The 21,857-nt window shown below is 63.2% G+C and carries 25 protein-coding genes and 1 tRNA gene; 12 read left to right on the forward strand and 14 right to left on the reverse strand.

The window, feature by feature from the left end; genetic code table 11:
• Window positions 1-42: 42 nt before the first annotated feature.
• Window positions 43-720 carry an RlmE family RNA methyltransferase gene (locus LZ536_RS04685; RefSeq protein ID WP_249847140.1) on the reverse strand — a complete coding sequence of 226 codons (678 nt, stop codon included), beginning with the start codon at window positions 718-720 and terminating at the stop codon, window positions 43-45.
• Window positions 717-1,766 carry a Ppx/GppA phosphatase family protein gene (locus tag LZ536_RS04690; protein WP_249847141.1) on the reverse strand — a complete coding sequence of 350 codons (1,050 nt, stop codon included), beginning with the start codon at window positions 1,764-1,766 and terminating at the stop codon, window positions 717-719. Before LZ536_RS04690 ends, LZ536_RS04685 begins: the two co-directional genes overlap by 4 nt.
• Before the next feature lie 154 nt (window positions 1,767-1,920).
• Here LZ536_RS04690 and LZ536_RS04695 point away from each other — a divergent pair.
• The 3 genes from LZ536_RS04695 to LZ536_RS04705 all read left to right on the forward strand — a co-directional run bounded on the left by LZ536_RS04695 (window position 1,921) and on the right by LZ536_RS04705 (window position 3,564).
• Window positions 1,921-1,994, forward strand: a tRNA-Gln gene (locus tag LZ536_RS04695).
• Window positions 1,995-2,031: 37 nt separating this feature from the next.
• Window positions 2,032-2,772, forward strand: a complete 741-nt coding sequence (locus LZ536_RS04700; protein ID WP_249847142.1) for a glutathione S-transferase family protein — start codon at window positions 2,032-2,034, stop codon at window positions 2,770-2,772.
• Window positions 2,773-2,790: 18 nt separating this feature from the next.
• Complete coding sequence (locus LZ536_RS04705) at window positions 2,791-3,564, forward strand: ion transporter (protein ID WP_249847143.1); 774 nt, start codon at window positions 2,791-2,793, stop codon at window positions 3,562-3,564.
• On the opposite strand, the gene LZ536_RS04710 is transcribed toward LZ536_RS04705, so the two are convergent.
• A complete protein-coding gene (locus tag LZ536_RS04710) occupies window positions 3,561-4,067 on the reverse strand; it encodes a LytR/AlgR family response regulator transcription factor (RefSeq protein ID WP_249847144.1) in 507 nt (168 codons plus the stop codon). The two genes, LZ536_RS04705 and LZ536_RS04710, sit on opposite strands and share 4 nt — an antisense overlap.
• 193 nt (window positions 4,068-4,260) lie before the next feature.
• The gene (locus LZ536_RS04715) at window positions 4,261-4,923 is read right to left on the reverse strand and encodes a cell wall hydrolase (RefSeq protein WP_249847145.1); all 663 of its coding nucleotides are present in this window, start codon (window positions 4,921-4,923) and stop codon (window positions 4,261-4,263) included.
• A 329-nt stretch (window positions 4,924-5,252) separates the two neighbouring features.
• On the opposite strand from LZ536_RS04715, the gene LZ536_RS04720 reads away from it, so the two are divergent.
• From LZ536_RS04720 to LZ536_RS04735, 4 genes are all read left to right on the forward strand, one after another.
• Window positions 5,253-5,669, forward strand: coding sequence for an EVE domain-containing protein (locus LZ536_RS04720; protein WP_249847146.1), 417 nt, complete (start codon window positions 5,253-5,255; stop codon window positions 5,667-5,669).
• Window positions 5,666-6,118: a DUF3828 domain-containing protein gene (locus LZ536_RS04725; RefSeq protein WP_249847147.1), complete on the forward strand. Its 453-nt coding sequence runs from the start codon at window positions 5,666-5,668 to the stop codon at window positions 6,116-6,118. Before LZ536_RS04720 ends, LZ536_RS04725 begins: the two co-directional genes overlap by 4 nt.
• Window positions 6,118-6,591 (forward strand): hypothetical protein, encoded by a 474-nt coding sequence (locus tag LZ536_RS04730; RefSeq protein ID WP_249847148.1) that lies wholly within the window; start codon window positions 6,118-6,120, stop codon window positions 6,589-6,591. Before LZ536_RS04725 ends, LZ536_RS04730 begins: the two co-directional genes overlap by 1 nt.
• Before the next feature lie 84 nt (window positions 6,592-6,675).
• On the forward strand, window positions 6,676-7,083 hold the full coding sequence (locus LZ536_RS04735) for a GNAT family N-acetyltransferase (RefSeq protein ID WP_249847149.1): 408 nt from the start codon (window positions 6,676-6,678) through the stop codon (window positions 7,081-7,083).
• Window positions 7,084-7,166: 83 nt separating this feature from the next.
• Here LZ536_RS04735 and LZ536_RS04740 read toward each other — a convergent pair whose 3' ends face one another.
• Both LZ536_RS04740 and LZ536_RS04745 read right to left on the reverse strand, forming a co-directional pair.
• A complete protein-coding gene (locus tag LZ536_RS04740; RefSeq protein ID WP_249847150.1) occupies window positions 7,167-8,546 on the reverse strand; it encodes a YadA family autotransporter adhesin in 1,380 nt (459 codons plus the stop codon).
• 284 nt (window positions 8,547-8,830) lie between these two features.
• Window positions 8,831-9,115: a nickel-binding protein gene (locus LZ536_RS04745; protein ID WP_249847151.1), complete on the reverse strand. Its 285-nt coding sequence runs from the start codon at window positions 9,113-9,115 to the stop codon at window positions 8,831-8,833.
• Window positions 9,116-9,305: 190 nt separating this feature from the next.
• On the opposite strand from LZ536_RS04745, the gene LZ536_RS04750 reads away from it, so the two are divergent.
• Window positions 9,306-10,283, forward strand: coding sequence for an AraC family transcriptional regulator (locus tag LZ536_RS04750; protein WP_249847152.1), 978 nt, complete (start codon window positions 9,306-9,308; stop codon window positions 10,281-10,283).
• A 64-nt stretch (window positions 10,284-10,347) separates the two neighbouring features.
• Here the strand turns inward: LZ536_RS04750 and LZ536_RS04755 are convergent, their stop codons facing one another.
• The 4 genes from LZ536_RS04755 to LZ536_RS04770 all read right to left on the reverse strand — a co-directional run bounded on the left by LZ536_RS04755 (window position 10,348) and on the right by LZ536_RS04770 (window position 13,221).
• Window positions 10,348-11,040 carry an SDR family NAD(P)-dependent oxidoreductase gene (locus LZ536_RS04755; RefSeq protein WP_249847153.1) on the reverse strand — a complete coding sequence of 231 codons (693 nt, stop codon included), beginning with the start codon at window positions 11,038-11,040 and terminating at the stop codon, window positions 10,348-10,350.
• A 1-nt stretch (window position 11,041) separates the two neighbouring features.
• Window positions 11,042-11,743 carry a cupin domain-containing protein gene (locus tag LZ536_RS04760; RefSeq protein WP_283938383.1) on the reverse strand — a complete coding sequence of 234 codons (702 nt, stop codon included), beginning with the start codon at window positions 11,741-11,743 and terminating at the stop codon, window positions 11,042-11,044.
• 12 nt (window positions 11,744-11,755) lie between these two features.
• Complete coding sequence (locus tag LZ536_RS04765) at window positions 11,756-12,379, reverse strand: glutathione S-transferase (protein ID WP_249847155.1); 624 nt, start codon at window positions 12,377-12,379, stop codon at window positions 11,756-11,758.
• Window positions 12,380-12,534: 155 nt separating this feature from the next.
• Window positions 12,535-13,221: a winged helix-turn-helix transcriptional regulator gene (locus LZ536_RS04770; protein WP_249847156.1), complete on the reverse strand. Its 687-nt coding sequence runs from the start codon at window positions 13,219-13,221 to the stop codon at window positions 12,535-12,537.
• A 149-nt stretch (window positions 13,222-13,370) separates the two neighbouring features.
• On the opposite strand from LZ536_RS04770, the gene LZ536_RS04775 reads away from it, so the two are divergent.
• Window positions 13,371-14,108 carry a cysteine hydrolase family protein gene (locus LZ536_RS04775; protein WP_249847157.1) on the forward strand — a complete coding sequence of 246 codons (738 nt, stop codon included), beginning with the start codon at window positions 13,371-13,373 and terminating at the stop codon, window positions 14,106-14,108.
• A gap of 93 nt (window positions 14,109-14,201) precedes the next feature.
• On the opposite strand, the gene typA is transcribed toward LZ536_RS04775, so the two are convergent.
• Complete coding sequence (gene typA, locus LZ536_RS04780; RefSeq protein ID WP_249847158.1) at window positions 14,202-16,019, reverse strand: translational GTPase TypA; 1,818 nt, start codon at window positions 16,017-16,019, stop codon at window positions 14,202-14,204.
• A gap of 107 nt (window positions 16,020-16,126) precedes the next feature.
• On the opposite strand from typA, the gene LZ536_RS04785 reads away from it, so the two are divergent.
• Window positions 16,127-16,351 (forward strand): plasmid stabilization protein, encoded by a 225-nt coding sequence (locus LZ536_RS04785; protein ID WP_249847159.1) that lies wholly within the window; start codon window positions 16,127-16,129, stop codon window positions 16,349-16,351.
• A gap of 63 nt (window positions 16,352-16,414) precedes the next feature.
• Complete coding sequence (locus LZ536_RS13030) at window positions 16,415-17,218, forward strand: outer membrane protein (RefSeq protein ID WP_283938384.1); 804 nt, start codon at window positions 16,415-16,417, stop codon at window positions 17,216-17,218.
• Between the two features lie 72 nt (window positions 17,219-17,290).
• On the opposite strand, the gene LZ536_RS04800 is transcribed toward LZ536_RS13030, so the two are convergent.
• A complete protein-coding gene (locus tag LZ536_RS04800; protein ID WP_249847160.1) occupies window positions 17,291-17,704 on the reverse strand; it encodes a MarR family winged helix-turn-helix transcriptional regulator in 414 nt (137 codons plus the stop codon).
• Between the two features lie 59 nt (window positions 17,705-17,763).
• On the opposite strand from LZ536_RS04800, the gene LZ536_RS04805 reads away from it, so the two are divergent.
• Complete coding sequence (locus LZ536_RS04805; RefSeq protein ID WP_249847161.1) at window positions 17,764-18,948, forward strand: MFS transporter; 1,185 nt, start codon at window positions 17,764-17,766, stop codon at window positions 18,946-18,948.
• On the opposite strand, the gene LZ536_RS04810 is transcribed toward LZ536_RS04805, so the two are convergent.
• Together LZ536_RS04810 and LZ536_RS04815 are read right to left on the reverse strand one after the other, a co-directional pair.
• On the reverse strand, window positions 18,914-19,507 hold the full coding sequence (locus LZ536_RS04810) for a cytochrome b (RefSeq protein WP_249847162.1): 594 nt from the start codon (window positions 19,505-19,507) through the stop codon (window positions 18,914-18,916). The genes LZ536_RS04805 and LZ536_RS04810 overlap by 35 nt on opposite strands.
• Before the next feature lie 276 nt (window positions 19,508-19,783).
• On the reverse strand, window positions 19,784-21,853 hold the full coding sequence (locus tag LZ536_RS04815; protein ID WP_249847163.1) for a 3-hydroxyacyl-CoA dehydrogenase NAD-binding domain-containing protein: 2,070 nt from the start codon (window positions 21,851-21,853) through the stop codon (window positions 19,784-19,786).
• Window positions 21,854-21,857: the final 4 nt, after the last annotated feature.

The raw sequence follows: 21,857 nt of genomic DNA on the forward strand, positions 1-21,857 counted from the left end.
CTGACAAAGCTTATGCTCTCGCCGATAAACAGGCCGGCCCGTTCACTCAGCTTCGACAACATCCACCCCCTTGAAGCCCTGCGCGATCACGTACCATTCCGATGAATCTTTTCTACTGGCCGGCGGCTTGGCGTGCTTCACCGTCGTAAAATGGCGCTTAAGCTCGGCAACCAGGTTGTTGTCCGCCCCGCCTGCGAGCACCTTGGCGACATAAGCGCCACCTGGCCGCAAGACTTCGGTCGCGAACAGCATGCCTGCCTCGACGAGCGCCATGGTCCGCAAATGATCCGTCTGGGGATGGCCCACGGTGTTCGCGGCCATGTCGGAGAGGACGATATCGGCCTGGCAACCGAGCTCTGTCTTCAGCCGGTCCGGCGCGGCGTCGTCCATGAAGTCCATTTGCAGGATGGTGACGCCCTCGATTGGGTCGGTAGGGAGGAGGTCGATACCGACCACAGCGGTCTTGGCGGAACGGCGCTTCACGACCTGGCTCCAGCCGCCCGGAGCGATGCCAAGATCGACCACGGCCTTGACGCCCTTCAACAGGCCGAAGCGCTCATCGAGCTCCAGCAATTTGTAGGCGGCGCGGCTGCGATAACCTTCTGCCTTCGCCTTGCGGACGTATGGATCGTTCAGCTGCCGCTCGAGCCATCGGGTCGAGCTGACCTTGCGGCCCTTGGCGGTGCGGACGCGTTTGCGCGGCCCCTGGCCACCGCTCACAGTTGGTACCCGTCGCGCGCCATCAGCGAGCGGAGGATCCCCTCGCGGATGCCGCGGTCGGCGACACCGAGGCGCTCGGCCGGCCAGATGTCGAGGATGGCTTCGAGGATGGCGCAGCCGGCGACGACGAGATCGGCACGGTCGGCGCCGATGCACGGCAGATTGGAGCGGCCGCCGAAGTCGAGCTCGGCGATCATGGTGCTGATGCGGCGCATGTCGCCGATCGGCACCTGCAGGCCGTCGACGGCGCGGCGGTCGTAGCTGGGCAGCGCGAGATGGACCGACGCGAGCGTCGTCACGGTGCCGCTGGTTCCCAGCAGGCGGATGCCCGGCTTGTCGCTGGGCAAGAGTTCGGCGAAGCGGGAGAAACTGTCGCGGGCGCGGTGCCGCATGCGCTCATAGGCGGCGATGCGATCCTCGCCGTCGATCGCGGCCCTGCCCTCGCTCTCCGTCAGGGAAACAACGCCCCATGGCGCGCTCCACCAGGCCTTGATTCGCGGCGTTTCGTCACCGGGCTCGACGAGCACGAGCTCGGTCGAACCGCCACCGATGTCGAAGATCAGCGCCGGGCCGTCGCCTGGCTCCAGCAATTTGTGACAGCCGAGGACGGCGAGCCTTGCCTCCTCCTGCGGCGAGATGATTTCAAGAGCGATGCCGGTTTCATTACGGACGCGCTCGACGAATTCGCGGCCGTTGACGGCGCGGCGGCAAGCCTCGGTCGCGACGGAGCGGGAAAGTGAGACGTGGCGGCGGCGGAGCTTGTCCGCACAAACGCCCAAGGCCGAAACCGCTCGGTCCATTGCGCCCTGAGTCAGCTTGCCGGACTGGGTCAGCCCTTCGCCCAAGCGGACGATCCGGGAAAATGCGTCAACGACAGTGAAAGAGCCGTCGCTCGGGCGGGCGATCAAGAGCCGGCAATTATTGGTGCCAAGGTCGACCGCGCCATAGGTGTGACGATGCGGCCTCCGCCACTCCGGGGGCCGGACCGGTGCCGCGGGCCCGGCAATCGGCTCGGGCTGCGGCGTGGTGGCGACGCGTCCCGCCATCTCAAACGCCCATTCTATCCTTCACCGCCCGAGAGGGTCCCAAGCGGCTGACTTGGCGCCTGCTTAACGCAGTTTAGCGGTTCTCCGCAATCCTTTGGACTTGGTTGACAGTCGAGAGCGCCCTACCTATTCCGCCGCCTCGGCAGACCGGCATTGCCCGATCGTCTAATGGTAAGACTACGGACTCTGACTCCGTCAATCGTGGTTCGAATCCACGTCGGGCATCCACTTTACGCGCCGCCAAGCCTGCCGCATTCTACAGATCATGCTCACCGTCATCGGCAGCTTCGTCAGCCCCTATGTCCGCAAGGTGCTGGCTTGCCTGGAGCTGAAGGGCCTCGATTATGAGGTCGACCCGATCACGCCCTTCTACGGCAATGACGAATTCACCCGGCTGAGCCCGCTGCGCCGAATTCCGGTGCTGATCGACGGCGATTTCCATTGTTCCGACAGTTCCGTCGTCTGCGCGTATCTGGACGAAGCTTATGGCGGTTATCCGCTCTTGCCCGAGGGTCCGCGGGACCGTGCGAAAGCGCGCTGGCTGGAGGAATTCGCCGACACGCGGCTCGGCGACGTCTTCATCTGGGGCCTGTTCTACCAGAAGTTCGTGAGGCCGCGAGTCTGGGAGGAGGAACCAGACCACGCGCGCGTTGACCGGGTGCTGGCCGAGGATGTGCCATGCGTCCTCGACTATCTCGAAGGCGAGTTGCCGGCCGAGGGCTACGCATTCGGCCAGCTTGGCCTTGCCGACCTCGCCATCGCGACTTTCTTCGTCAATGCCCGTTATGCGGGGTTCGACGTGGATGCGGCCCGCTGGCCGAGGGTCGCCGGATTTGTCGCTGCGGTGATCGCGGAACCTGTGATGCAAAAGCTGCTCGGTTTCGAGGCAATCCAGCTCAATGCCAGCATCAAGGGCCGCCGCCAGGCACTGATGGACGCAGGCGTCAGGCTGACCGCCGAAAGCTGGGGATTGAAGGAGCCGCGCCGCGGAATGATGGCGCTGTAGTCGCGTCAGGGGGTGCTCATGGGGGTAAATGCGCTCAAGAAGGCCGTGTTCGACCAGGTCGACCCAAGTGCTCGGCCAGGCAAGATTTCGGCGACCAACAAGATCGTCATCGGCCTGATCCTCGCTGCCGTCGGCTCGGCCATCGTCGAAACCGAACCGACCATAGTCGCCGGCAATGAGGCCCTGTTTCGCCAACTTGAAATCATTTTCGGCCTGCTATTCCTGGTGGAATATGTGGCACGGCTTTGGGTCGCCGACATGAACCCGGCCTATGCCCACAGCCGCTTCCCGCGCCTGAAGTTCATCTTCTCGCTGTCGGCCATCATCGACCTACTGTCGATCCTGCCGGCCTTGTTCGCAGTTGCCGGGGGCGCGACACTCGCCCTGCGGTTCGTGCGGTTCTTCCGCATCCTCAGGCTCGCCAAACTCGGCCGCTTCTCCAACGCCTGGGCCGACCTCGGTGCGGCGCTGCATTCCCGCAAAGAGGAGCTGTTCCTGGCCTTCAGCCTGGCGAGCTTCACGATCCTGATTGCCAGCACATTGATGTACTGGGCGGAGAGTGAAGCGCAGCCAGACAAGTTCGGTAGCATTCCGCGAACAATGTGGTGGGCGATCGTAACGATGACGACGGTGGGCTACGGCGATGTCTATCCAATCACCCCGGTCGGCAAATTCCTGTCCGGAATGGTTTCGGTGGCGGCGATCGGCCTGATCGCGCTGCCGACGGGAATTGTCGCGGCGGCGATGAGCGACGTCATGCAGCGCCGCAAGGGGAAACGCGACAGCGCCTAGTGCTGATAGCCCACGATCCAGTGCTCGAGCCGGGTCCTGAGCGACCGCCGCGAAGGGATGTAGCCCGGCTCGACGAGCGTATCGTCGTCATTGACCGCATCGTAGATCGTCAGGTTGTCCGGCAGCTTCGGCCGAAACGTCTCGCGCCCGCGCATGAGGTCCTCGGCCATCGCGAGGGTCCTGTGCACATCCTCGGCCGTGAAAGGCTTCATCAGGCAGCCGAGCGCCAGGTCGGGCATCGGAAAGGCCGGCGCCTTGCCGGAGACGAACAGGCAGGGAACGTCGAAATCGCCGAGACGGACGGCGACCGAAAAGCCGGTCGAGCCGCGCGCCAGCTGCAGGTCGACCAAAGCCAGATGAGGCGCGTGAATTTCGGCTGCGTCGACGGCTCCGTCGAGATCGTCGGCGGTCGCAACCACCCGGTAACGCGGGTTGTCCTCGACCAGGTATTTAAGCGTGGTCGCCAGCTGTTTGTCGTCTTCGACAATCAGGATCTTGAGCACTTCCGCCTCCCCACGGCTGCGCGGAAAAAAATCCAGCCTCCAGAAGGACATGCTTGCTCAAATGCGAGTCGCTGCGAATCCCGAAGTTAAGAAGTTAACGACGAGCCGATTCCGCCCTGCGACGAACCGCCGAAACAAAAGACCCGGCCGCCATTCCAGCGACCGGGTCCACGGGATATCGGAGAGAACAGGCTTAGGCGCGATAGAAGATGTGCGCGCCGATCTGGCTGACCTTGGTAAGGCGATGACCCCAAGACGGAGCAACGTAATTGGCATGGTACCAGAGCACATCGTTCGGCAGGCTGGGCACGACATTAGCCATGGCAAGGCGGGTGATGCCCTGCGCCTTGCGCCAGCAGGCGGAAGTCTGGTCCACAGAGGGCATGGCGCCCGTGCGCGGATTGACGAAGCTGAATTGCCAGGGCTGCTTGACGACGCCGCACCAGGTCGTCGGATACTTGCCCGACATGGCGCGGTTCATGATGACCCGGGCGACGGCCAACTGACCCTCGGCCGATTCACCGCGCGCTTCATGATAGACGGCGACCGCCATGCAATTGGCTTCCTCGTCCAGCGGCTGGCCGGCGCCGTAGCGATCCGCAAGCGCGGCGAGATTCCAGCCGTGCGAGTAGAGCCAGGTGCCTTCCTTGGCGACATCCTTCGCGACAGAAGTGACCGCGGTCACCGCCTGCGTCTGGACGGCAGGCTGCAAGATGTTCGGAATGACGACCGACAGGCTCTGCGGTGCGGCAATCGCCGGCGTGCCGAGCACGGCCGGGGTGACTTGCGCGATGGTTGTCTGCTGACCGAAGGCTTCGGTCGAACCACCCACCAACGTCAGAAACAGCGCACCCACCGCGGCAGCGCCGCGGCTTCCCAAAAGCTTAACCAAAATTTTTCCCGTTACTGGCGGTCGTCTGTCGGCGGCAGCGCTCAATTGCTTCGCGCAAAAGCTGCGGCGTCGATAGGACCGTCTTGCCCTGGAGCACTGCGACAACGCCGCGTTAGGCTCACTCGCTCTCTTTGTTGCAGTGCAAATAGGGGAACCTGTCGGACAGGGTAACCCCCGCGTCGGTGAGTCGAGCCAGCCTTGCGTTAAACTGGGCAACTATTTGAGAATCTTACATTTTATTAATCTGCCGAGCTCGCTTTATCGCGCGAGGATAACGGGCTATCGGCGGATCCATGGCTTATTGGATTTTGCGGTCGGAGCCCGACGCTTACAGCTGGGACGATCTAGTCCGGGATAAAGGCACCGAATGGAACGGCGTGCGGAACTATACCGCGCGCAACTTCCTGAAGGACATGCAGCCCGGTGACCTCGCCCTCTTCTACCATTCGCAAAGCGACAAGGCGGCGGTGGGTGTGATGGAAATCACCCGCGCCTGGCAGCCCGACGGCGAGCCGAACGCCAAGGGCGAGTCCATTTGGGCCAGTGTCCGCGTCGAGCCGCGGGACAAGCTGGCAAAGCCCGTGACACTTGCCGAAATCAAGGCCGAGCCCAAACTCGCGAAACTGGAAATGCTGCGCCAGTCGCGCCTCAGCGTTACGCCTGTGCGCGACGAAGAGTGGAAGCAGCTGCTGGCGATGGCGCAGAAATGATCCCGCTCCTGCTTGCAGCCGCGCTAGCCGGGCAGCAGGCCGACACGCCAACGGCGTTCGTGGAGCATCTTTACGCGGCTTACCGCCAACCGGATTACAGCCCCTTCAAGCATCCCGAGCGGGTGTTCGCTCCCGCGCTGCTGGCGGCCATCAATGAGGATAACCGACTGGCCAAGGGCGAGGTCGGCTATTTGGACGGCGACCCTGTCTGCCAGTGCCAGGATACGGCCGGCCTGCGCGTGGCGATCACCAGCCTGCGGCCCCAGGGCAAGGACCGGGCCTCGGCCAGGGTTTCGATCAGCCTGCAAGGCTATGAAGCGAGGCTCGCGACGCTGTCATTGGTCCACACCAGGCAAGGCTGGCGCATCGCCGACATCGGCTCTGCCGACGAGCCGAGCCTTCTGCATGCGATCGAGCAATCCAACCGTCAGCTCCGGGGTCACAGATAATGTTCACGGCGCTGTTCGTGGCCGCGTCGGCGCCGTTCCTCACGCCGGATGGCTGGGGCAAGGTCCGGATCGGCATGACACAGTCACAGGTAGCAAAGGCGCTGGGCGCGAAGCTCGAAGGCGAAGCGCTGGACGATGAATTCACCTGCGTCGAGAAGGTCGCCGCAGCCTATCCGGACATGTGGTTCCTGTTCGAAGGCGGCAAGCTGAGCCGGATTTCGATCGGGGACAAAAGCCGCGTCACGACTCCGCGGGGAATTGGCATCGGCGCGACCGCCGGTCAGGTGCGGAAGTCCTATTCGAAAGGGCTCATGGCCGAGCCGCACTACTATCTCGGACTGCCGGCCGAATATCTGACCTACTGGACCCTGGCGGAGAAACGCGGTGTCCGGTTCGAGACCGACACCAAGCGCCGCGTCGAAACCATTCACGCGGGGCTGGACAGCATCCGGCTCGTCGAAGGCTGCGCCTGAAGAGCGTACGCGCGCCGCGCTGACGCGGCGTAACCGGTGCCGTCCATCCGCCGAATTGGGCGTATGACGACCCGTGGCTTCAGCATGGAAGTGACCTCGGCTGCCGATCCTGATGTTCTGGACACGATCCTGGGCGGCCTTGGCCGCTTCAATCAGGAAAGGACGGGGGAAACCCTAGCCACTCCCCTCAACGTCCTGTTGCGGGACGATAAAGACGAAGTCGTCGGCGGGCTGTGGGGACACAGCTATTTCCGCTGGCTTTGCATCGAATATCTGTTTCTTCCCCAGGAATGGCGACGCAGCGGAACAGGGCGGCAGTTGATCGAAGCCGCCGAGCGAGCGGCAATCTACAGGGGCTGCATAGGTGTATGGCTCAATACGTTCGGGTTCCAGGCGCCGGGCTTTTACGAGCGCCTCGGTTACGAGCTTTTCGGCAAGCTGACTGACTGCCCACCGGGCCAACACCGCCACTTCTACTTCAAGCACCTCTAATCCTCGAAGGCCCGGCAACGGTCGATTTCTCTCGTTGCCGGGGCGAGTTGGGCGACGCGGAAACCCGCGCCGCCCGTTTCGTCCTAGAATTCGCCGGACACGCCGACGCGAGCGCCGTTGTTGTGACTGCCGGCGAAGGAGGCACCGACGCTGACTGCCATTACCGGCTCGATCGGCAATCGATAGGTCAGAGAAGCGCCCGCGGCATATTCTCCGCGGAAAGTAGCACCGTTGACCGCATAGCTGACGCCGCCCGGCCTTGAAGGCATCGGGGCCTGGGTCAGGGCCATGGCCGAGGCAACACCCTGCTTCATGTCCTTACGATCCTGGGAGCGCAGGTCGAACAGGGACCCGATTTCACCCTGCAGGTTCGCGAGGCCGTTGTTGAAATTGCCAATGGCGGCATTGAGCTGACTCACGTTGACCGCGTCTGTTGCCGCGACCCCGGCAGCCACTCCGCCGATGGTGCGGCCTCCGACGTTGACCTGGTTGGCGGCCGTGTTGACGGTGCCCGTACCGATGGCGACCGAATTGGATAAGCCGTTGGTGTTGGCGCCCTGGCCAATGGCAACCGAGTTGGCACCGGACGCATTGGCACCCTGACCGAGGGCTGTCGCATTGGTATTCGAAGCGCTTGCGCCGCGGCCAATGGCTGTCGAGCTCGTGCCCGAAGCATTGGCGCCGTTACCAAGCGCCGTTGAATTGTCTCCCAGTGCTTGCGTCTGGTTACCCACTGCGATCGCCTGCGCGCCGGTGGCATTCGCCCTCCAGCCAAACGCCTGCGATCCGGCTCCGGAGGCATTCGCCTCGCCGCCGATCGCGGTCGAGTGGAAGCCGGTGGACTTCGCCTTGTCGCCGATCGCTACGCCGTCATGGTCAACCGTGTTCACTCCGCCGGGAGTGCCGGCTACCGCGCCGTCGCCGATGGCGATGGTGGTGTCGCCGTGGGCGTCGCTTCCTAGCCCAATTGCGATCGACTGCAGCCCGGTTGCCGTCGCCGTGTCGCCAACGGCCGTGCTTTGCACCCCGCTAGCAACTGAGTCATGCCCGACTGCCGTCGCGGACGTGTTGCTAGCTGCGGCTCCTTCGCCGACAGCAAGTGCATTGTCCGCGGTCGCCGATGCTGCCTGCCCCAGGGCAGTGGATTCGACGCCCGAGGCGGTTGAGCCCTCGCCCACCGCGGTCGCACTGGTGTTGGAAGCGGTCGCCGCCGAGCCAACGGCGGTGCTGCTGATTCCGGACGCAGTCGCAGTATCTCCGAGCGCCGTCGAATTGCCGTTGCTCGCCGTGGCGCCGGGTCCGCAAGCGAAATCGCCTGCCGCAGCCGCAGTTGCACCGCCGGTGTCTTCCGACCCCGCGGCACCCGGGATTTCGCAGACGGCCTGCGCCTGGGCCGGAGCCGACACTGTCAGGGCCATGCCCAGCGCAATCGCCGAGCCGCTGAGGAAAATGATCTTACGCATATTGGATTCCTTTGAATTTGAGGGGGGACGCAATCGAACAATCCGCCGGCCCTGCGTGCGCAGGCGCTATCGGCGAGTGGTTGGCTTGTTTGTGATGAGGTCGGGCGTTGTCCGGTCCGGCCGGGAACAGGGGCATCACCAGGAGGCGGTGATTCCTCCACTCAGACCGACCACCATGCCGGCCGAACGCCGAATTCGTCGTAAGGATTTCAGCATCGTTTCTCTCTGTCGAAAAACTGGCCCCCCGGCCGAAGGGAACGTTGCGCCGGGGGGCGACGCAGTCGCTAGGCAGGGTCCTGGCGGACTACGACTGTGTTGAGCACGGGGACGATTTCGTCGGCCACAATCTCCGCTTGGCGCGCATGCTCGCGGATCGATGCGACATCGTCGGCCTCATAGATGCAAATGGTGCCGATACGGCCGCCGGCCTCCTCGACCACGTAGCTGCGGATCCAGCGTACGCGGTCGGGCATGTCCTCATTCAAGACCTTCGCCGAGCGGGCTGCACCCGCTTCAAGATCAGGCAAGTCGGCAAAGGCGCCGCGACGACGAATGGCATAGAGTTGCAAGGTTCCGAGTCCTGAAAAGCCGCGGGATTGCGACGCCGGAATTGCAGTTTAGAGGACCGGCCCGCGCGCGGAATGACCCAGCGTCCGCAGAGCTTGATTGCTCGTCCGCACCTTATGACCAAGCGTCCGATATGCTTGACTTTGCGTCGGGGAAGGCGCGGGGAGAGCCTTCCTAACCCGCGAGGAAACCATGGCTGCCGACGCTTTGGCTGACGTCCTGAAAACGGTGCGGATGACCGGCGCAATGTTTTACAACGTTGCGGCCAAGGCGCCGTGGGCGGCCGAACAAGTTGCGCCCGAGCTCGTCTTGCCGTTGATCAGGCCGGGCGCGAACCACCTGATTGCCTATCACATCGTCACCGAAGGCCAGTGTTACGCCTCTGCAGTCGACGGCGGCGAACCCATCGAGGTTCACGCAGGCGAGGTGATCGTCTTCACTCGAGGCGATCCGCACGTAATGTCGAGCGAGCCGGGAATGCGCGCCGGACCACCCAGCGCCGATGCGCTCGCCGGCAACATCCAACTTCCTTACCGGGTGTGCTTTGGCGACGTCGGACCGACGACCGCGAAGCTCATCTGCGGCTTCCTCGCCTGCGATTCGGGACCCTTTAATCCGCTGATGGAATCCTTGCCGCAGATCCTGATCGGCAAGAGCGATCGCGGCCACGGCGACATGCCGTGCCTCGGCGTACTCGTGCGAATCGCAATGAACGAAATCCGTGACCGGCGTGTCGGTGGCGAGGGCGTCCTCGGCAAGATCGCTGAATTGATGTTCGTTGAAGTCGTTCGCCAATATATCGAAAGTCTGTCACCCGACCGGAACGGCTGGCTGGCTGGCCTAAAAGATCCGTTCGTGGGCAAGGCGCTCGCCCTGATGCATGCAAATCCAGCCAGCGGCTGGGGGTTGGAAGAGCTGGCCCGCGAGGTCGGTTCGTCACGGTCGGAGTTTGCAGATCGCTTCGCTTCGCTCGTCGGTGTGCCGCCCATGACATATTTGGCGAAATGGCGGATGCAGGTCGCCTCGGGGTTACTGAACGACAACGTCAATATCGCCACCGTTGCAGCCGAGGTCGGCTATAGCTCCGAGGCGGCTTTCAGCCGGGCGTTCAAGAAAATTGTCGGCGAACCGCCTTCGGTCTGGCGCGACCGCCACGCCCTCGCCGCCTGAGGATCCCTAGGCCGCTTGCATATTCCGTGACACACGGCTGATGTTCCATCAGACCCTTGCGGCGTCAGAATTTCCCTGCGTTCGGCCGAAAGTCGACTTCGTGCGACCAACAGGACCTTGGCTGAATGGCGAGCTGCCAATAGGCGTCGGCAATATCGTCCACATTGATGCATTGATCCTCGATCAATCCGTCAAATCGCTTCTTGCTCACGTCGCTCCAGATAATCCCGTCGATGATCGCATGTACCACGTGCACGTTTTGGGCACTGAACTCGCGGGCAAGCGAGCCAGCGAGCGCGCGAAGTGCAAATTTGGCGGAGGTGAAGGGTGCGAAGCCGGCGCTGGCCCTGACGCTGGCGGTTGCGCCTGAGAGGATGATCGTGCCGCCGCCCTGTGCAAGCATGCGTGGGATCGCTTGATGGCAACAGTTCACGGCGGACAAGGTGCTTGCCCGCCAGGTTCTCTCGAATTCGGCGGGAGTAGTGTCAAGGAAGGCACCGCGGGAGAATTGGGCCGCATTGTGGACAAGCGTTGAAACCGCACCAAAGTCCCTGTCGATCAGTGCGAAGGCTTCGGCCACTGCGGCCACATCGGCAAGGTCGACTTCCAGGACCCGGGCTGCCGAGCCCAAACCCGGTCGAGGCGATCGCGACAGGCCGACGACGGTCGTGCCATCCTGCGCAAATCGGCGGGCGACAGCGTCGCCAAATCCAGGCGAAAAGCCGGTGACCACGGCGATCTGGCCGTTGGTGTTCATATCAACGCTCGTTTCTTGGCGGGGAGCAGGTCTTGTCGGCGAAAGCGGGATCAAGGTGCCCGGACTTTACCCAGACCTTGCACCCCGCTTTTCCGACTTTGCATATGACGGAATCGCCTGGCGGCAGCCGAATCCACGACTGTGTTTTGAATTGCACGTCATCGAGCCGAAAGCCGCCTTCGAGCACCAGGACCTCTATGCCGCCTCGGTCGCCTATCGCGACCGTTGCTCCCGGGGACCAGATTTCCAAGCGCACATCCTCATGTCGATTGCGAAATAGGGGCACAATTCCAACGCCGGGCCGGTCGGCCACGGCCATGAGTGGTACTGATGTGGTGTCGAGCCGGATTTGCGCGTCGTCTTCCAGGTCGAACTGGCGCAGTTTCACGAAGATGGTGCAGCCGGATTCCGATCGCGGAGCATGATGGGACGCCGGCGGATTCCGGACATAGGTTCCGGCCGGATAGTCGCCATGCTCGTCCTGGAACACGCCGTCGAGCACCAAGAACTCTTCCCCACCGTCATGGGTGTGGCTCGAGAATGCACTTCTCGGAGCATAGCGCACGATGCTCGTCGCCCTCGCCACTTCGTCGCCAACCCGGTCGAGCATCCGCCGCTCCACACCCGGGATTGGAGAAGCCGACCAGCGCGTCCGAAGGCCGTGGACGACGGCGCGCTGTGCCAGGTCTGCATTGAGTCTCATCGGTCGTGACCCTCAGGCATGCATGACGCTCGGACGCTCCGCCACCTTCGTCCGCCAAGCCCGCAGGCCGGTCAGGTCAGCCGGAACGTCGATCTTGGAAATATCGGCAAACAACAGTCCGGCAAAGGCGGTTATGTCGGCCATCGAAAAGCGGTCGCCCGCCAGGTAATCCTGGTTGCGGAGAAGACCGTCGAAATAGCGCATCCCCTCCAGCGCGACCTCACGATTCTTCTCGCCCCATTCGCGGTTCTGATAGGTTTCGATCTGGGGCCCCAGCCCGGGAGTTGCGTGGTGGAAGTAGGCTGCAACGGGATCGAGGAGTCTCGATTCCGCGCGTCGTTGCATCATGTGAATTATCGCGCGTTCCTTCCCATCTGAGCCAGTCAAAACGGCTTCGCCGTCCACATTGTCCAGATATTCGGTGATGGCCGTGCATTCAGCGATCATCGTTCCATCATCCAACTCCAGAACAGGAATGGTGCCGGATGGATTCTTGGCCAGAAACGGCGGTTGCCGGTGCTCGCCGCCCGGTACGTCGACCGTTACGAACTCGATAAGATCCGATAGCCTTTTTTCTGCAACGGTGATGCGAATGCGCGCCGGATTGGCGAAGCCTCTGAAGTCGTAAATGCGCATGCCTTGATCCCTTATTCTTTCGCCGCTCCCGCATGTGCGGCAGGTTTCCTGGGCGTGCCGGCTCCCGATCGGGCGCCACCTTGCCTCGGCGACGTTCGGTCATTTTAGGGAGTCGGATAGGCGGCGGGGGTACGGAATCCTGACCTGCGCCAAGACTATCGGGATCGAGCGGCGGCCTTCACAGGGTGGGCATTTTCGTTCGCGATCCTGGATGCCGGTTCCACATCAGCGAAGGCGTACAATTCGAACCAGGTGGGAAAGGCTCGATTCAGGGCGCGCGGCGCTTCAACCTCAAGGCCGATCCGCTGTGCGCCGTTAAAACTGGTGTCGCCGCGCCACCACCCGACCAAAGCGGCCAGCGGGCCGCGGATGCAAACCAGCTCCGGGAAGCCAAGGTTCTGATGGCAAATTGAGGCCTCGGTCTTCTTCATGAGCATGAACCGCGGCCGATGACCCTTGATTTCGAACCGTACGACAAATGGGTCCTTGGGCAGGCTATCGAAACTCACCCTCCGTTGCATGTCTATCAGGACAGGGTCGAGATCGATGTCCTCCTTTGCCGGTTCGCGCGTCAGCCACCTTTGTCCCCAAATCCCGAAGTCGCGGACAAGGGCGGCGAGCTCGTGGCCAGCGGGCGTGAGGATGTACTCCTGCGCCTCCGCACCATCGACGCGCTCGATGGCGCCGGCAAATGCGAGGCTTTTCAGGCGCTCTGACAGCACAGTACGGGAGATCCTCGGAATGGCTCGCCGGATGTCGTTGAAGCGGCGCGTGCCAAACAGGATCTCGCGCACGATGAGAAGGGTCCAGCGACCGCCGAGCACTTCATGAGCGCGGGCCATTGAACAGAATTGCCCGTAGCCTGTCATGCGCGTCTTTTATCACATTTCACGCAGCGTGCCGGTACGGATTCCGGACTTGGCGACTTGGTCCCTTTCCTCGACTGACGCATGGACCGCAACCCCGCGTCGAGAGGCGCAAGGACGATAAAATGTTCGACCATCAACCAGCCGAGATGAAGCTCAGGCCCCGCGTTGCCGCGCTGGTCTTCACCGACCTCCACAATGATTTTCTTTCCCCGGGCGGCAAGGCCTACGGCCTCATCCAGGAGAGCCTGGAACGCAATAACACGGCGGCGAATATCGAGACCCTCCTGCGCACTGCCAAACGGATTGGGATGAAGGTCTTCGTATCTCCGCACTACTACTACCCGCACGATCATCGATGGATTGCGCCGACAACGCCGTTGGAGGACCTCGCCCACCAGGTCGGACTGGTCGACCGTGCCGGCCCGCTGAGCCTTGACGGCTTCAAGGGATCGGGCGCCGACTTCCCGGACCGTTACAAACCCTTCTTGCTCGACGATGAGACGGTCGTGACGAGCCCGCACAAGGCCTATGGCGCGTCGACGAACGATATGATCCTGCAGCTGCGGCGCAATCGTATCGAGCAGATCATCCTCGCCGGCCCCGTCGGGAATCTCTGCGTCGAAGCCCATATGCGCGATTTCATCGAGCATGGATTCGAGATTGCGATGGTGCGGGACGCGACGGCCGGCGCGCGCAACGAAGAGGGTGACGGCTATTCAGCGGCAATGATCAACTGGCGCTTTCTTGCACATGCAATGTGGTCAACGGCCGAGACCGTCAAACGCATGGAGGGTGCCGACACGGCAGACGCACCGCAGTCGAACGCCTCCACCGAGAGCGACGTTGCCATCCCTGGGTGACGAAGTGGGGTGATTGCAGTTGAGTTGCCCGTAGCAATTGCCCCGAAGCGGTCCAGGATCCCCATCCTGGGCCGCTTCGAAGCATGATCAAGCTCAGGCAGCTTCCATCTTCCGGCTCTCGCGCTTGCGCTCGTGGGGGTCGAGGAAGCGCTTGCGGAGGCGGACGACCTTCGGCGTCACTTCGACCAGCTCGTCGTCCTGGATGTAGGCGATCGCCTGCTCCAGGCTCATGCGGCGCGGCGGGGTCAAGCGGATGCCCTCGTCCTTGCCGCTGGCGCGGAAGTTGGTGAGCTGCTTGGACTTCAGTGGATTGACCTCAAGGTCCTGCGGCTTGGCGTTCTCACCGATGATCATGCCCTCGTAAAGGTCGTCGCCCGGCGAGATGAACATGACGCCGCGATCTTCCAGCGCGTTGAGCGCGTAAGCGACGGCCTTGCCCTTCTCCATTGAGATAAGGACGCCGTTTTGGCGGCCCTCGATCTTGCCCTTGTAGGGGCCGTACTTCTCGAACAGTCGGTTCATGATGCCCGTACCGCGCGTGTCGGACAGGAACTCCCCGTGGTAGCCGATGAGGCCGCGCGACGGCGCCGAGAAGGTCAGGCGGGTCTTCCCGCCGCCCGACGGGCGCATGTCGGTCATCTCGGCCTTGCGCAGCGCCATCTTGTCGATGACCGTGCCGGAAAATTCATCGTCGACATCGACGACGACGGTCTCATACGGCTCCTCGCGGCCGCCAGGGCCGTCGCGGAACAGCACGCGCGGGCGGCTGATCGACAGTTCGAAGCCTTCGCGGCGCAGCGTCTCAATGAGAACGCCGAGCTGGAGCTCACCGCGCCCGGCGACTTCGAATGCGTCATTGTCGTGGGCGGTGGTGACGCGAATGGCGACGTTGGTTTCAGCCTCGCGCTCCAGGCGGTCGCGGATGACGCGGCTCTGCACCTTGTCGCCGTCGCGGCCCGCATAGGGGCTGTCGTTGACGGCGAAGCTCATGGCGAGCGTCGGCGGGTCGATTTCTCGCGCGGCGATCGGCTCGGCGGCGGCGGGCTCGGTGATGGTGTTCGAGACAGTCGCCTTTACGAGGCCGGCGATGGCAATGATGTCGCCAGCCTCGGCGCTATCGACCGGCACGCGCTCAAGGCCGCGGAAGGCGAAGAGCTTCGTGGCGCGGCCGTCCTCGACGAGGTTGCCGTGAACGTCGAGCGCCTTGATTGGCGCATTGACGTCGATTCGACCACTCTCGACGCGACCCGTCAAAATACGGCCGAGGAAGGGGTCGCGGTCGAGCAAGGTGGCGAGCATCTTGAACTCGCCCGCCTTGTCGAGCTGCGGTTCCGGCACGTGGCCGACAATCTCTTCGAACAGCGGAGTCAGGTCGCCGGAGCGGACATCGTCGGTTGTCCCGGCATAGCCGGCGCGGCCCGATGCGTAGAGCGTCGGGAAGTCGAGCTGCTCGTCATTCGCTTCCAGGTTCAGGAAGAGCTCGAACACTTCGTCGAGCACTTCGGCAGCGCGCGCGTCCGGACGGTCGATCTTGTTGACGACAACGATGGGCTTGAGGCCGAGGCTCAACGCCTTGCCGGTGACGAACTTGGTCTGGGGCATCGGCCCTTCGGCGGCGTCGACCAACAGGATGACACCGTCGACCATCGACAGGATGCGCTCGACCTCGGCGCCGAAGTCGGCGTGGCCCGGCGTGTCGACGATGTTGATCCGCGTGCCGTTCCATTCGACCGAGGTGCACTTGGCGAGGATGGTGATTCCCCGCTCTTTCTCCAGGTCGTTGGAGTCCATGGCGCGCTCTTCCACGCGCTGGTTGTCGCGGAAGGTGCCCGACTGACGGAAAAGCTGGTCGACGAGCGTGGTCTTGCCATGGTCGACGTGGGCGATGATCGCCACGTTGCGAAGGGTCATTATCGATGTCCGAAAAAAGTGAAGCGCGCCCCTAACGCAAATGCTGCGCTGCGGCAACCGCATCTCATCGCCAACCCATGCGTTTAACGGGCCGAAGGAGACGAGTTATGCCAAGAGGCGCGTATACAGCCAAGCAGGAGCGCAAGGCCGATCACATCGAGAAAGGCTATGAAAAGCGCGGCGTATCCAAAAAGGAAGCGGAAGAGCGCGCCTGGCGGACCGTGAACGCCCAGGACAAGGGCGGCAAGAACACCGGCCACGGCCGTTCCAGCAGCCGTTCGGCAGCGGCGAAGAAGGGCTGGGAAACCCGGCGGAAACGCGGCCACGGTTAAGCATCATTTACTGAACGCAAATGTTAAAGTAGATTGCCCTCGGAACAATAACTGGGGGCAGTCATGCAAACCAAGGCAATTCTCGCCGCAACGACGGCGCTCGTCATGGCCACACCGGCCTATGCGACGGGTCACGGATATGTTGGATTCGACGCCGGTCTTCTCATGCCGGACGACGTCAATTTCTCCTATGACGGCGGCTACGACTACGACATCGAAGCCAAGCTGAACAACGGCTTCGACCTCGACATCATCGGTGGCTACGATTTCGGTTTCATCCGAGTCGAAGGCGAACTGGGATGGAAGCGGGCCACACACGACGAATATGACTTCTCCGTCGGCGGCCAGACCTTCGATACAGAAGACGGCGATGGCGATACCGATGTAAAGTCGATCATGCTCAACGCGCTGGGCGATTTCGGCACCGGCAAATGGAGCTTCTATGCCGGTGGCGGCGTGGGCTTGGCTCACGTCCGTAACAAGACCGAAAGTGGAAGCGACAGTGAGTCGCTAACGGACGGCGGGTTTGCCTACCAACTGATCGCCGGCGTCCGTTACTCGATCAACGAGATGATCGATATCGGCCTCAAGTATCGCTATTTCGACACGTCGAAGCTCAGCGACACGATTGACGGCGACGATTTCGATTTCGACTTCACGTCGCACTCGATCATGTTCAGCATGATCTACAACATGGGGCCCTATTGGGCACCGCCGCCCCCGCCACCGCCACCACCGCCGCCCCCGCCGCCTCCGCCGCCTCCGGCGACGCAGACTTGCCCGGATGGCTCGGTGATCCTGGCGACCGACGCATGTCCGCCTCCGCCACCGCCTCCTCCGCCTCCGCCGGAGCCGGAACGCGGCTAAGATAGGCGCGGCAAAAGACTTCGGCCCGGGAGCAATCCCGGGCCGTTTCTTTTGCGGCCATCCAACGAGAGCTTAGCCCGGCAATCTTTCCAGGATTTCGACGGCACGCTCGATGGCGCGAAGCTCGCTCTGAGCGAGGCGTTCGAGGCCGTTGGCAAGTTGGCTGCCCGAGGCTGGGCCGGAGCGCATGACTTCCTGCCCCTTCTCGCTGAGGCGGAGCGCGAGACGGCGCCGATTGTCGGGATCGTGGGTCCGTTCGACGAGACCGGCGCGAACCAGGGTTTCGACGGCGCGGCTGACAGCCGGAGCCCCGCGTCCGACGGCATCCGCGACCTGGTTCAAGGTCGCCGGCTGGCGCGATGCTATCGCGCTCATCAACTTGCGTTGCGCCTGCTCGGCTCGGTCGGCGGCAGTGCTGCCGCCAAAGCGGTCCGCCAAGGCATTGAAGCGGGCGGCAATCGCGGCCGGAGAGACGTTCGCGAACATGATTTGCAGGCTAGCAAATATTTGTCGGCGCGCAAGATTGCCGCTAGCAATGCAGCGGCATGTCCAGTTCGCCGCGTCCAAAAATGCCCCGGACTGTCTGGGTGCTCGGCTTCGTCAGCCTGCTCATGGACATGTCGAGCGAGATTTATCACGCGCTGCTGCCGGTGTTTGTCACCGTGACGCTCGGTTTGCCCGCCACGGCGCTCGGCGCCATCGACGGCATCGCAGAAGCGACCGCCAGCCTGGCCAAGCTGGCATCGGGCCGGCTTTCAGACTTGAGCGGAAAACGGAAACCCTGGGTGATGGCGGGCTACGGCCTGGCCGCGCTGTCAAAGCCACTGTTTCCGCTGGCACAGGGGGCTTTGGCGCTGATGGGCGCGCGCTTCATGGATCGGGTGGGCAAAGGCATTCGCGGCAGTCCGCGCGATGCCATGGTCGCTGACGAGACGCCGCCGGAGATTCGCGGCGCTGCCTTCGGCCTGCGACAGGCGATGGACACAGTCGGCGCCCTGATCGCCCCCGTCCTCGCCATCGTGCTGATGTGGCTGTTGGCGAACGATATTCGCATGGTCTTTTGGATTGCGGTCATCCCGGCCGCGCTGTCGTTCCTCCTGTCCTGGCTGGTACTGCGAGAAAGCGAGAAGCCGAGGTCCGCGGGCAAACAACCTCCCTTGTTTGCCGGCTTCCGCGAGCTGGCGGGCCCGACCAAGCATCTGCTTATTGTCGGATTCTTCTTCACGCTCGCCCGCTTCTCCGAGAGCTTCCTGATCCTCAAGGGGTTGGAGGCGGGCTTGTCCGCGGCATGGTCGCCGCTGGCGCTCGCTTTGTTCAACCTATCCTATCTCGTGCTTGCCTATCCGGCCGGCGCGCTCAGCGACCGGATGAAGCCGAAGTCGATCCTCCTTGCCGGAATGGCCGTGTTGATTGCCGCCGACCTTCTGTTGGCCCAGCCTGTCGGCCTGGCCGGTCTTGCAGTCGGCATTCTGCTGTGGGGCGCCCACATGGCCCTCACGCAAGGGATATTCGCGAGGATGATCGCCGACAGTGCTCCGGACCACCTGCGCGCTACCAGCTTCGGCGCCTTCTGGTTCATCACCGGCATCGCCGGATTGCTTGCCAGCCTTGCTGCGGGCCTGCTCTGGGACCGGGTCGGGTCCTCCGCGACCTTCTACGCCGCAGCGATTGCGGCGGTGCTGTCGCTGGCCCTCCTCAGTCTGCTTCGCGAGCCCGCCCGGATCGGCTGAACGGCGGCATTCGGTCCGCGACGTTCGTCGGCGATCCGAACTGGTTGTAGAGCGCCGCGCCGACGTGGAGGACGACCAGCGCCAGCGTGATGAGCACCAGCAGCACGTGCACGTCGCCAAGGTCGGCGTCCGGTGAAATTCCGGGGATCGCCGGCAGGGCCAGCCCGAACTTCAGCGGCACCCAGCCATTCTCTGCCCGACCAGAGGCCGCCAGCAGCCCGGTCAGCGGCAGTGCAATCAGCAGCACATAGAACAGCCGGTGGTTCCAGACCGCAAGGAACCGCTCCCATTTGGGGAAATCGGATGGATACGGCGGTGGTGGGTTCATCAATCGCACTGCCAACCGAACCAGTGCCAGGATCAGGATCAGAGCGCCGATGGTCTTGTGCCAGGCGAACAGGTCAGCCCGCTGAGGCCCGCGCTCCATATTGTCGAACAGGAAGCCCACGATCACTTGGGCAACCACGACTGCAGCCGTGATCCAGTGGATCCAGACGACGATCGACTTGTACCGGACTGCGGTCAATCCGGTGCTTCTTTCGACCATATAATCCGACATGGCAGACTCCTGTCCGTTCCCCCCGGACAGGGCGCTTTCAGGTTCGGCGGGGGCCGGTAGAATGCCAGGCCGCACGCCCGAACGAGAGCGCACCCCAAAGTGCACCTAGCAATGCAACGAGCGCGATGACGATTTGGCTCCATTGCGGCCACGCATCATCGCCGAACACGAAAATCCAAGCGATCCCTGCCGCACTCCCGCCAACGACGATCATCCCGCCGTAGGCGCCGACGACGGCAGCAACTCCCGTCAGAAGGACGCGAAGCCAATGCGGCATCAGCGGGTGAACTTCTCTCCCCGTTCCGCCTTGTCGAGCAGGAGCTTGGAGAAGGAGAAGTCGCTCCCCATGCGCTCCTCTTGCCGTTTCAGCCCTTCAACGATTGTGTCGAGTCCCTCGGTGTCCGCCCAGAACATCGGACCGCCGCGATAGACCGGCCATCCGTAGCCATAGACCCAGACGACATCGATATCCGAAGCCCGCTGCGCCATGCCTTCCTCGAGGATTTTCGCGCCCTCGTTGACCATCGTGTAGAGTGTCCGCTCGACGATCTCCTGGTCGGAAATTTCGCGGCGCTCGACGCCCTGCTTCTTTGCGAAATCCTCGATGATCTGCTGAACGACGGGTGACGGCGTCGGGCGGCGCCTTTCGTCATAGTCGTAGAAGCCTGCGCCCTTCTTCTGGCCCCAGCGGTCGATGGCGCAAAGCGCATCGCGGATGTTTTCGATGCGATTGGGATCGCGGTGCCAGCCGATGTCGACGCCGGCTAGGTCGGCCATCTGGAACGGGCCCATCGGCATGCCGAACTCGACATGGACGCGGTCGATCTGCTCCGGCGTCGCGCCTTCGAGCAGCAGCTTGGTGGCCTCGACCTGGCGCGGCATCAGCATGCGGTTGCCGATGAAGCCGTGACAGACGCCGGCGACCACCGCGACCTTTTTGATTTTCTTGGCGAGGCCCATGGCGGTCACGAGCACGTCCGGCGCGGTCTTGGCGCCGCGCACGATCTCCAGCAGCTTCATGACGTTGGCCGGCGAGAAGAAGTGGAGGCCGACAACATCCTCGGGCCGCGAGGTGCTGGCGGCGATCTCGTCGATATTGAGATAGGAGGTGTTGGAGGCAAGGATCGCGCCCTTCTTCACCGTCTTGTCGAGGCGGCCGAAGATCTCCTTCTTGATCTCCATCTGCTCGAACACGGCTTCGATGATGAGGTCGCAATCCTTTAGCGCATCGAAATCGAGCGTGGGCGACAGGATACCCATCGCTTTTTCGACCTGCTCCGATGTCATGCGGCCCTTCGAAGCCGTGGCCTCGTAATTCTTGCGCATGACTCCGGTGCCCCGGTCCAGCGCTTCCTGGGTCATTTCGACGATGGTGACGGGAATTCCCGCGGACAGGAAGTTCATCGAGATGCCGCCGCCCATCGTGCCGGCGCCGATGACGCCGACTTTCTTCACGGAGCGCGGCTGGGTGTCTTCCGGGATATTCTCGATCTTCGCCGCCTTGCGCTCGGCGAAGAAGAAATATTGCTGCGCGCGGGCTTGGGCTCCCGTCATCAGCTCCATGAACAGGCGGCGCTCGTCGATGACACCTTCGGCATAGGGCTTTGCGACCGCGGCCTCGACCGCCTGGATGTTTTTCTCGGGGGCTTCGAAGCCCCGGAACTTGCGGGCATTGGCCTTGCGGAACTCGGCAAAGACGCCGGGATCGGCGGCCTCGACCTTGTCCTGGCGCTCGCTCGACTTGGGCAGAGGCCGGATGTCGCGAACCTCCTCGGCGAAGGCGACCGCATGTTGCTGCAACTCGCCTTCCACGATCCTATCGACCAGACCCATGTCATGCGCCTGCTTGGCGCCGATCATGGCGCCGCTGGTGGTCATCTGCAGCGCCTGCTCCACGCCTGCGACGCGGGGCAAGCGCTGGGTCCCACCCGCGCCGGGGAGCAACCCAAGCTTGACCTCAGGCACACCGAATTTCGCGTCAGGCACCGCGACCCGGTAATGTGAGGCAAGCGCAACCTCGAGGCCGCCGCCCAGCGCGGTGCCGTGGATCGCGGCGACCACCGGCTTGGTGCAATTCTCGATCGTGTCGACCACCGTCGGCAGCCACGGCATCACCGGCGGCTTGCCGAACTCGGTGATGTCGGCGCCCGCGAAGAAAGTCTGGCCCTCGCAACGGATGACGACGGCCTTGATGGCTTCGTCGCCTTCAGCCTCCTCGATGGCCGCGACCAGGCCCTGGCGAACCGCCGCTCCCAGCGCGTTCACCGGCGGGTTGTTCGAGGTGACGACCAGCACATCGCCATGGCGGTGCGTGGTGATCGGGCCGGTTTCGGTGATGGTCGCCATGATA

It is taken from the genome of Sphingomonas alba (genome assembly GCF_023516555.1).
Classification (GTDB): domain Bacteria; phylum Pseudomonadota; class Alphaproteobacteria; order Sphingomonadales; family Sphingomonadaceae; genus Sphingomicrobium; species Sphingomicrobium album.

Coding starts and splice junctions, on each gene's coding strand:
- LZ536_RS04800 (WP_249847160.1), bottom strand. CDS start 17,704: ATGTTCGCGAACGTCTCTCCGGCCGCGATTGCCGCCCGCTTCAATGCC.
- LZ536_RS04765 (WP_249847155.1), bottom strand. CDS start 12,379: ATGCGCATTTACGACTTCAGAGGCTTCGCCAATCCGGCGCGCATTCGC.
- LZ536_RS04815 (WP_249847163.1), bottom strand. CDS start 21,853: ATGGCGACCATCACCGAAACCGGCCCGATCACCACGCACCGCCATGGC.
- LZ536_RS04690 (WP_249847141.1), bottom strand. CDS start 1,766: ATGGCGGGACGCGTCGCCACCACGCCGCAGCCCGAGCCGATTGCCGGG.
- LZ536_RS04760 (WP_283938383.1), bottom strand. CDS start 11,743: ATGAGACTCAATGCAGACCTGGCACAGCGCGCCGTCGTCCACGGCCTT.
- LZ536_RS04755 (WP_249847153.1), bottom strand. CDS start 11,040: ATGAACACCAACGGCCAGATCGCCGTGGTCACCGGCTTTTCGCCTGGA.
- LZ536_RS13030 (WP_283938384.1), top strand. CDS start 16,415: ATGCAAACCAAGGCAATTCTCGCCGCAACGACGGCGCTCGTCATGGCC.
- LZ536_RS04805 (WP_249847161.1), top strand. CDS start 17,764: ATGTCCAGTTCGCCGCGTCCAAAAATGCCCCGGACTGTCTGGGTGCTC.
- LZ536_RS04735 (WP_249847149.1), top strand. CDS start 6,676: ATGGAAGTGACCTCGGCTGCCGATCCTGATGTTCTGGACACGATCCTG.
- LZ536_RS04770 (WP_249847156.1), bottom strand. CDS start 13,221: ATGGCCCGCGCTCATGAAGTGCTCGGCGGTCGCTGGACCCTTCTCATC.
- LZ536_RS04740 (WP_249847150.1), bottom strand. CDS start 8,546: ATGCGTAAGATCATTTTCCTCAGCGGCTCGGCGATTGCGCTGGGCATG.
- LZ536_RS04785 (WP_249847159.1), top strand. CDS start 16,127: ATGCCAAGAGGCGCGTATACAGCCAAGCAGGAGCGCAAGGCCGATCAC.
- LZ536_RS04705 (WP_249847143.1), top strand. CDS start 2,791: ATGGGGGTAAATGCGCTCAAGAAGGCCGTGTTCGACCAGGTCGACCCA.
- LZ536_RS04725 (WP_249847147.1), top strand. CDS start 5,666: ATGATCCCGCTCCTGCTTGCAGCCGCGCTAGCCGGGCAGCAGGCCGAC.
- LZ536_RS04730 (WP_249847148.1), top strand. CDS start 6,118: ATGTTCACGGCGCTGTTCGTGGCCGCGTCGGCGCCGTTCCTCACGCCG.
- typA (WP_249847158.1), bottom strand. CDS start 16,019: ATGACCCTTCGCAACGTGGCGATCATCGCCCACGTCGACCATGGCAAG.
- LZ536_RS04775 (WP_249847157.1), top strand. CDS start 13,371: ATGTTCGACCATCAACCAGCCGAGATGAAGCTCAGGCCCCGCGTTGCC.
- LZ536_RS04750 (WP_249847152.1), top strand. CDS start 9,306: ATGGCTGCCGACGCTTTGGCTGACGTCCTGAAAACGGTGCGGATGACC.
- LZ536_RS04810 (WP_249847162.1), bottom strand. CDS start 19,507: ATGTCGGATTATATGGTCGAAAGAAGCACCGGATTGACCGCAGTCCGG.
- LZ536_RS04720 (WP_249847146.1), top strand. CDS start 5,253: ATGGCTTATTGGATTTTGCGGTCGGAGCCCGACGCTTACAGCTGGGAC.
- LZ536_RS04700 (WP_249847142.1), top strand. CDS start 2,032: ATGCTCACCGTCATCGGCAGCTTCGTCAGCCCCTATGTCCGCAAGGTG.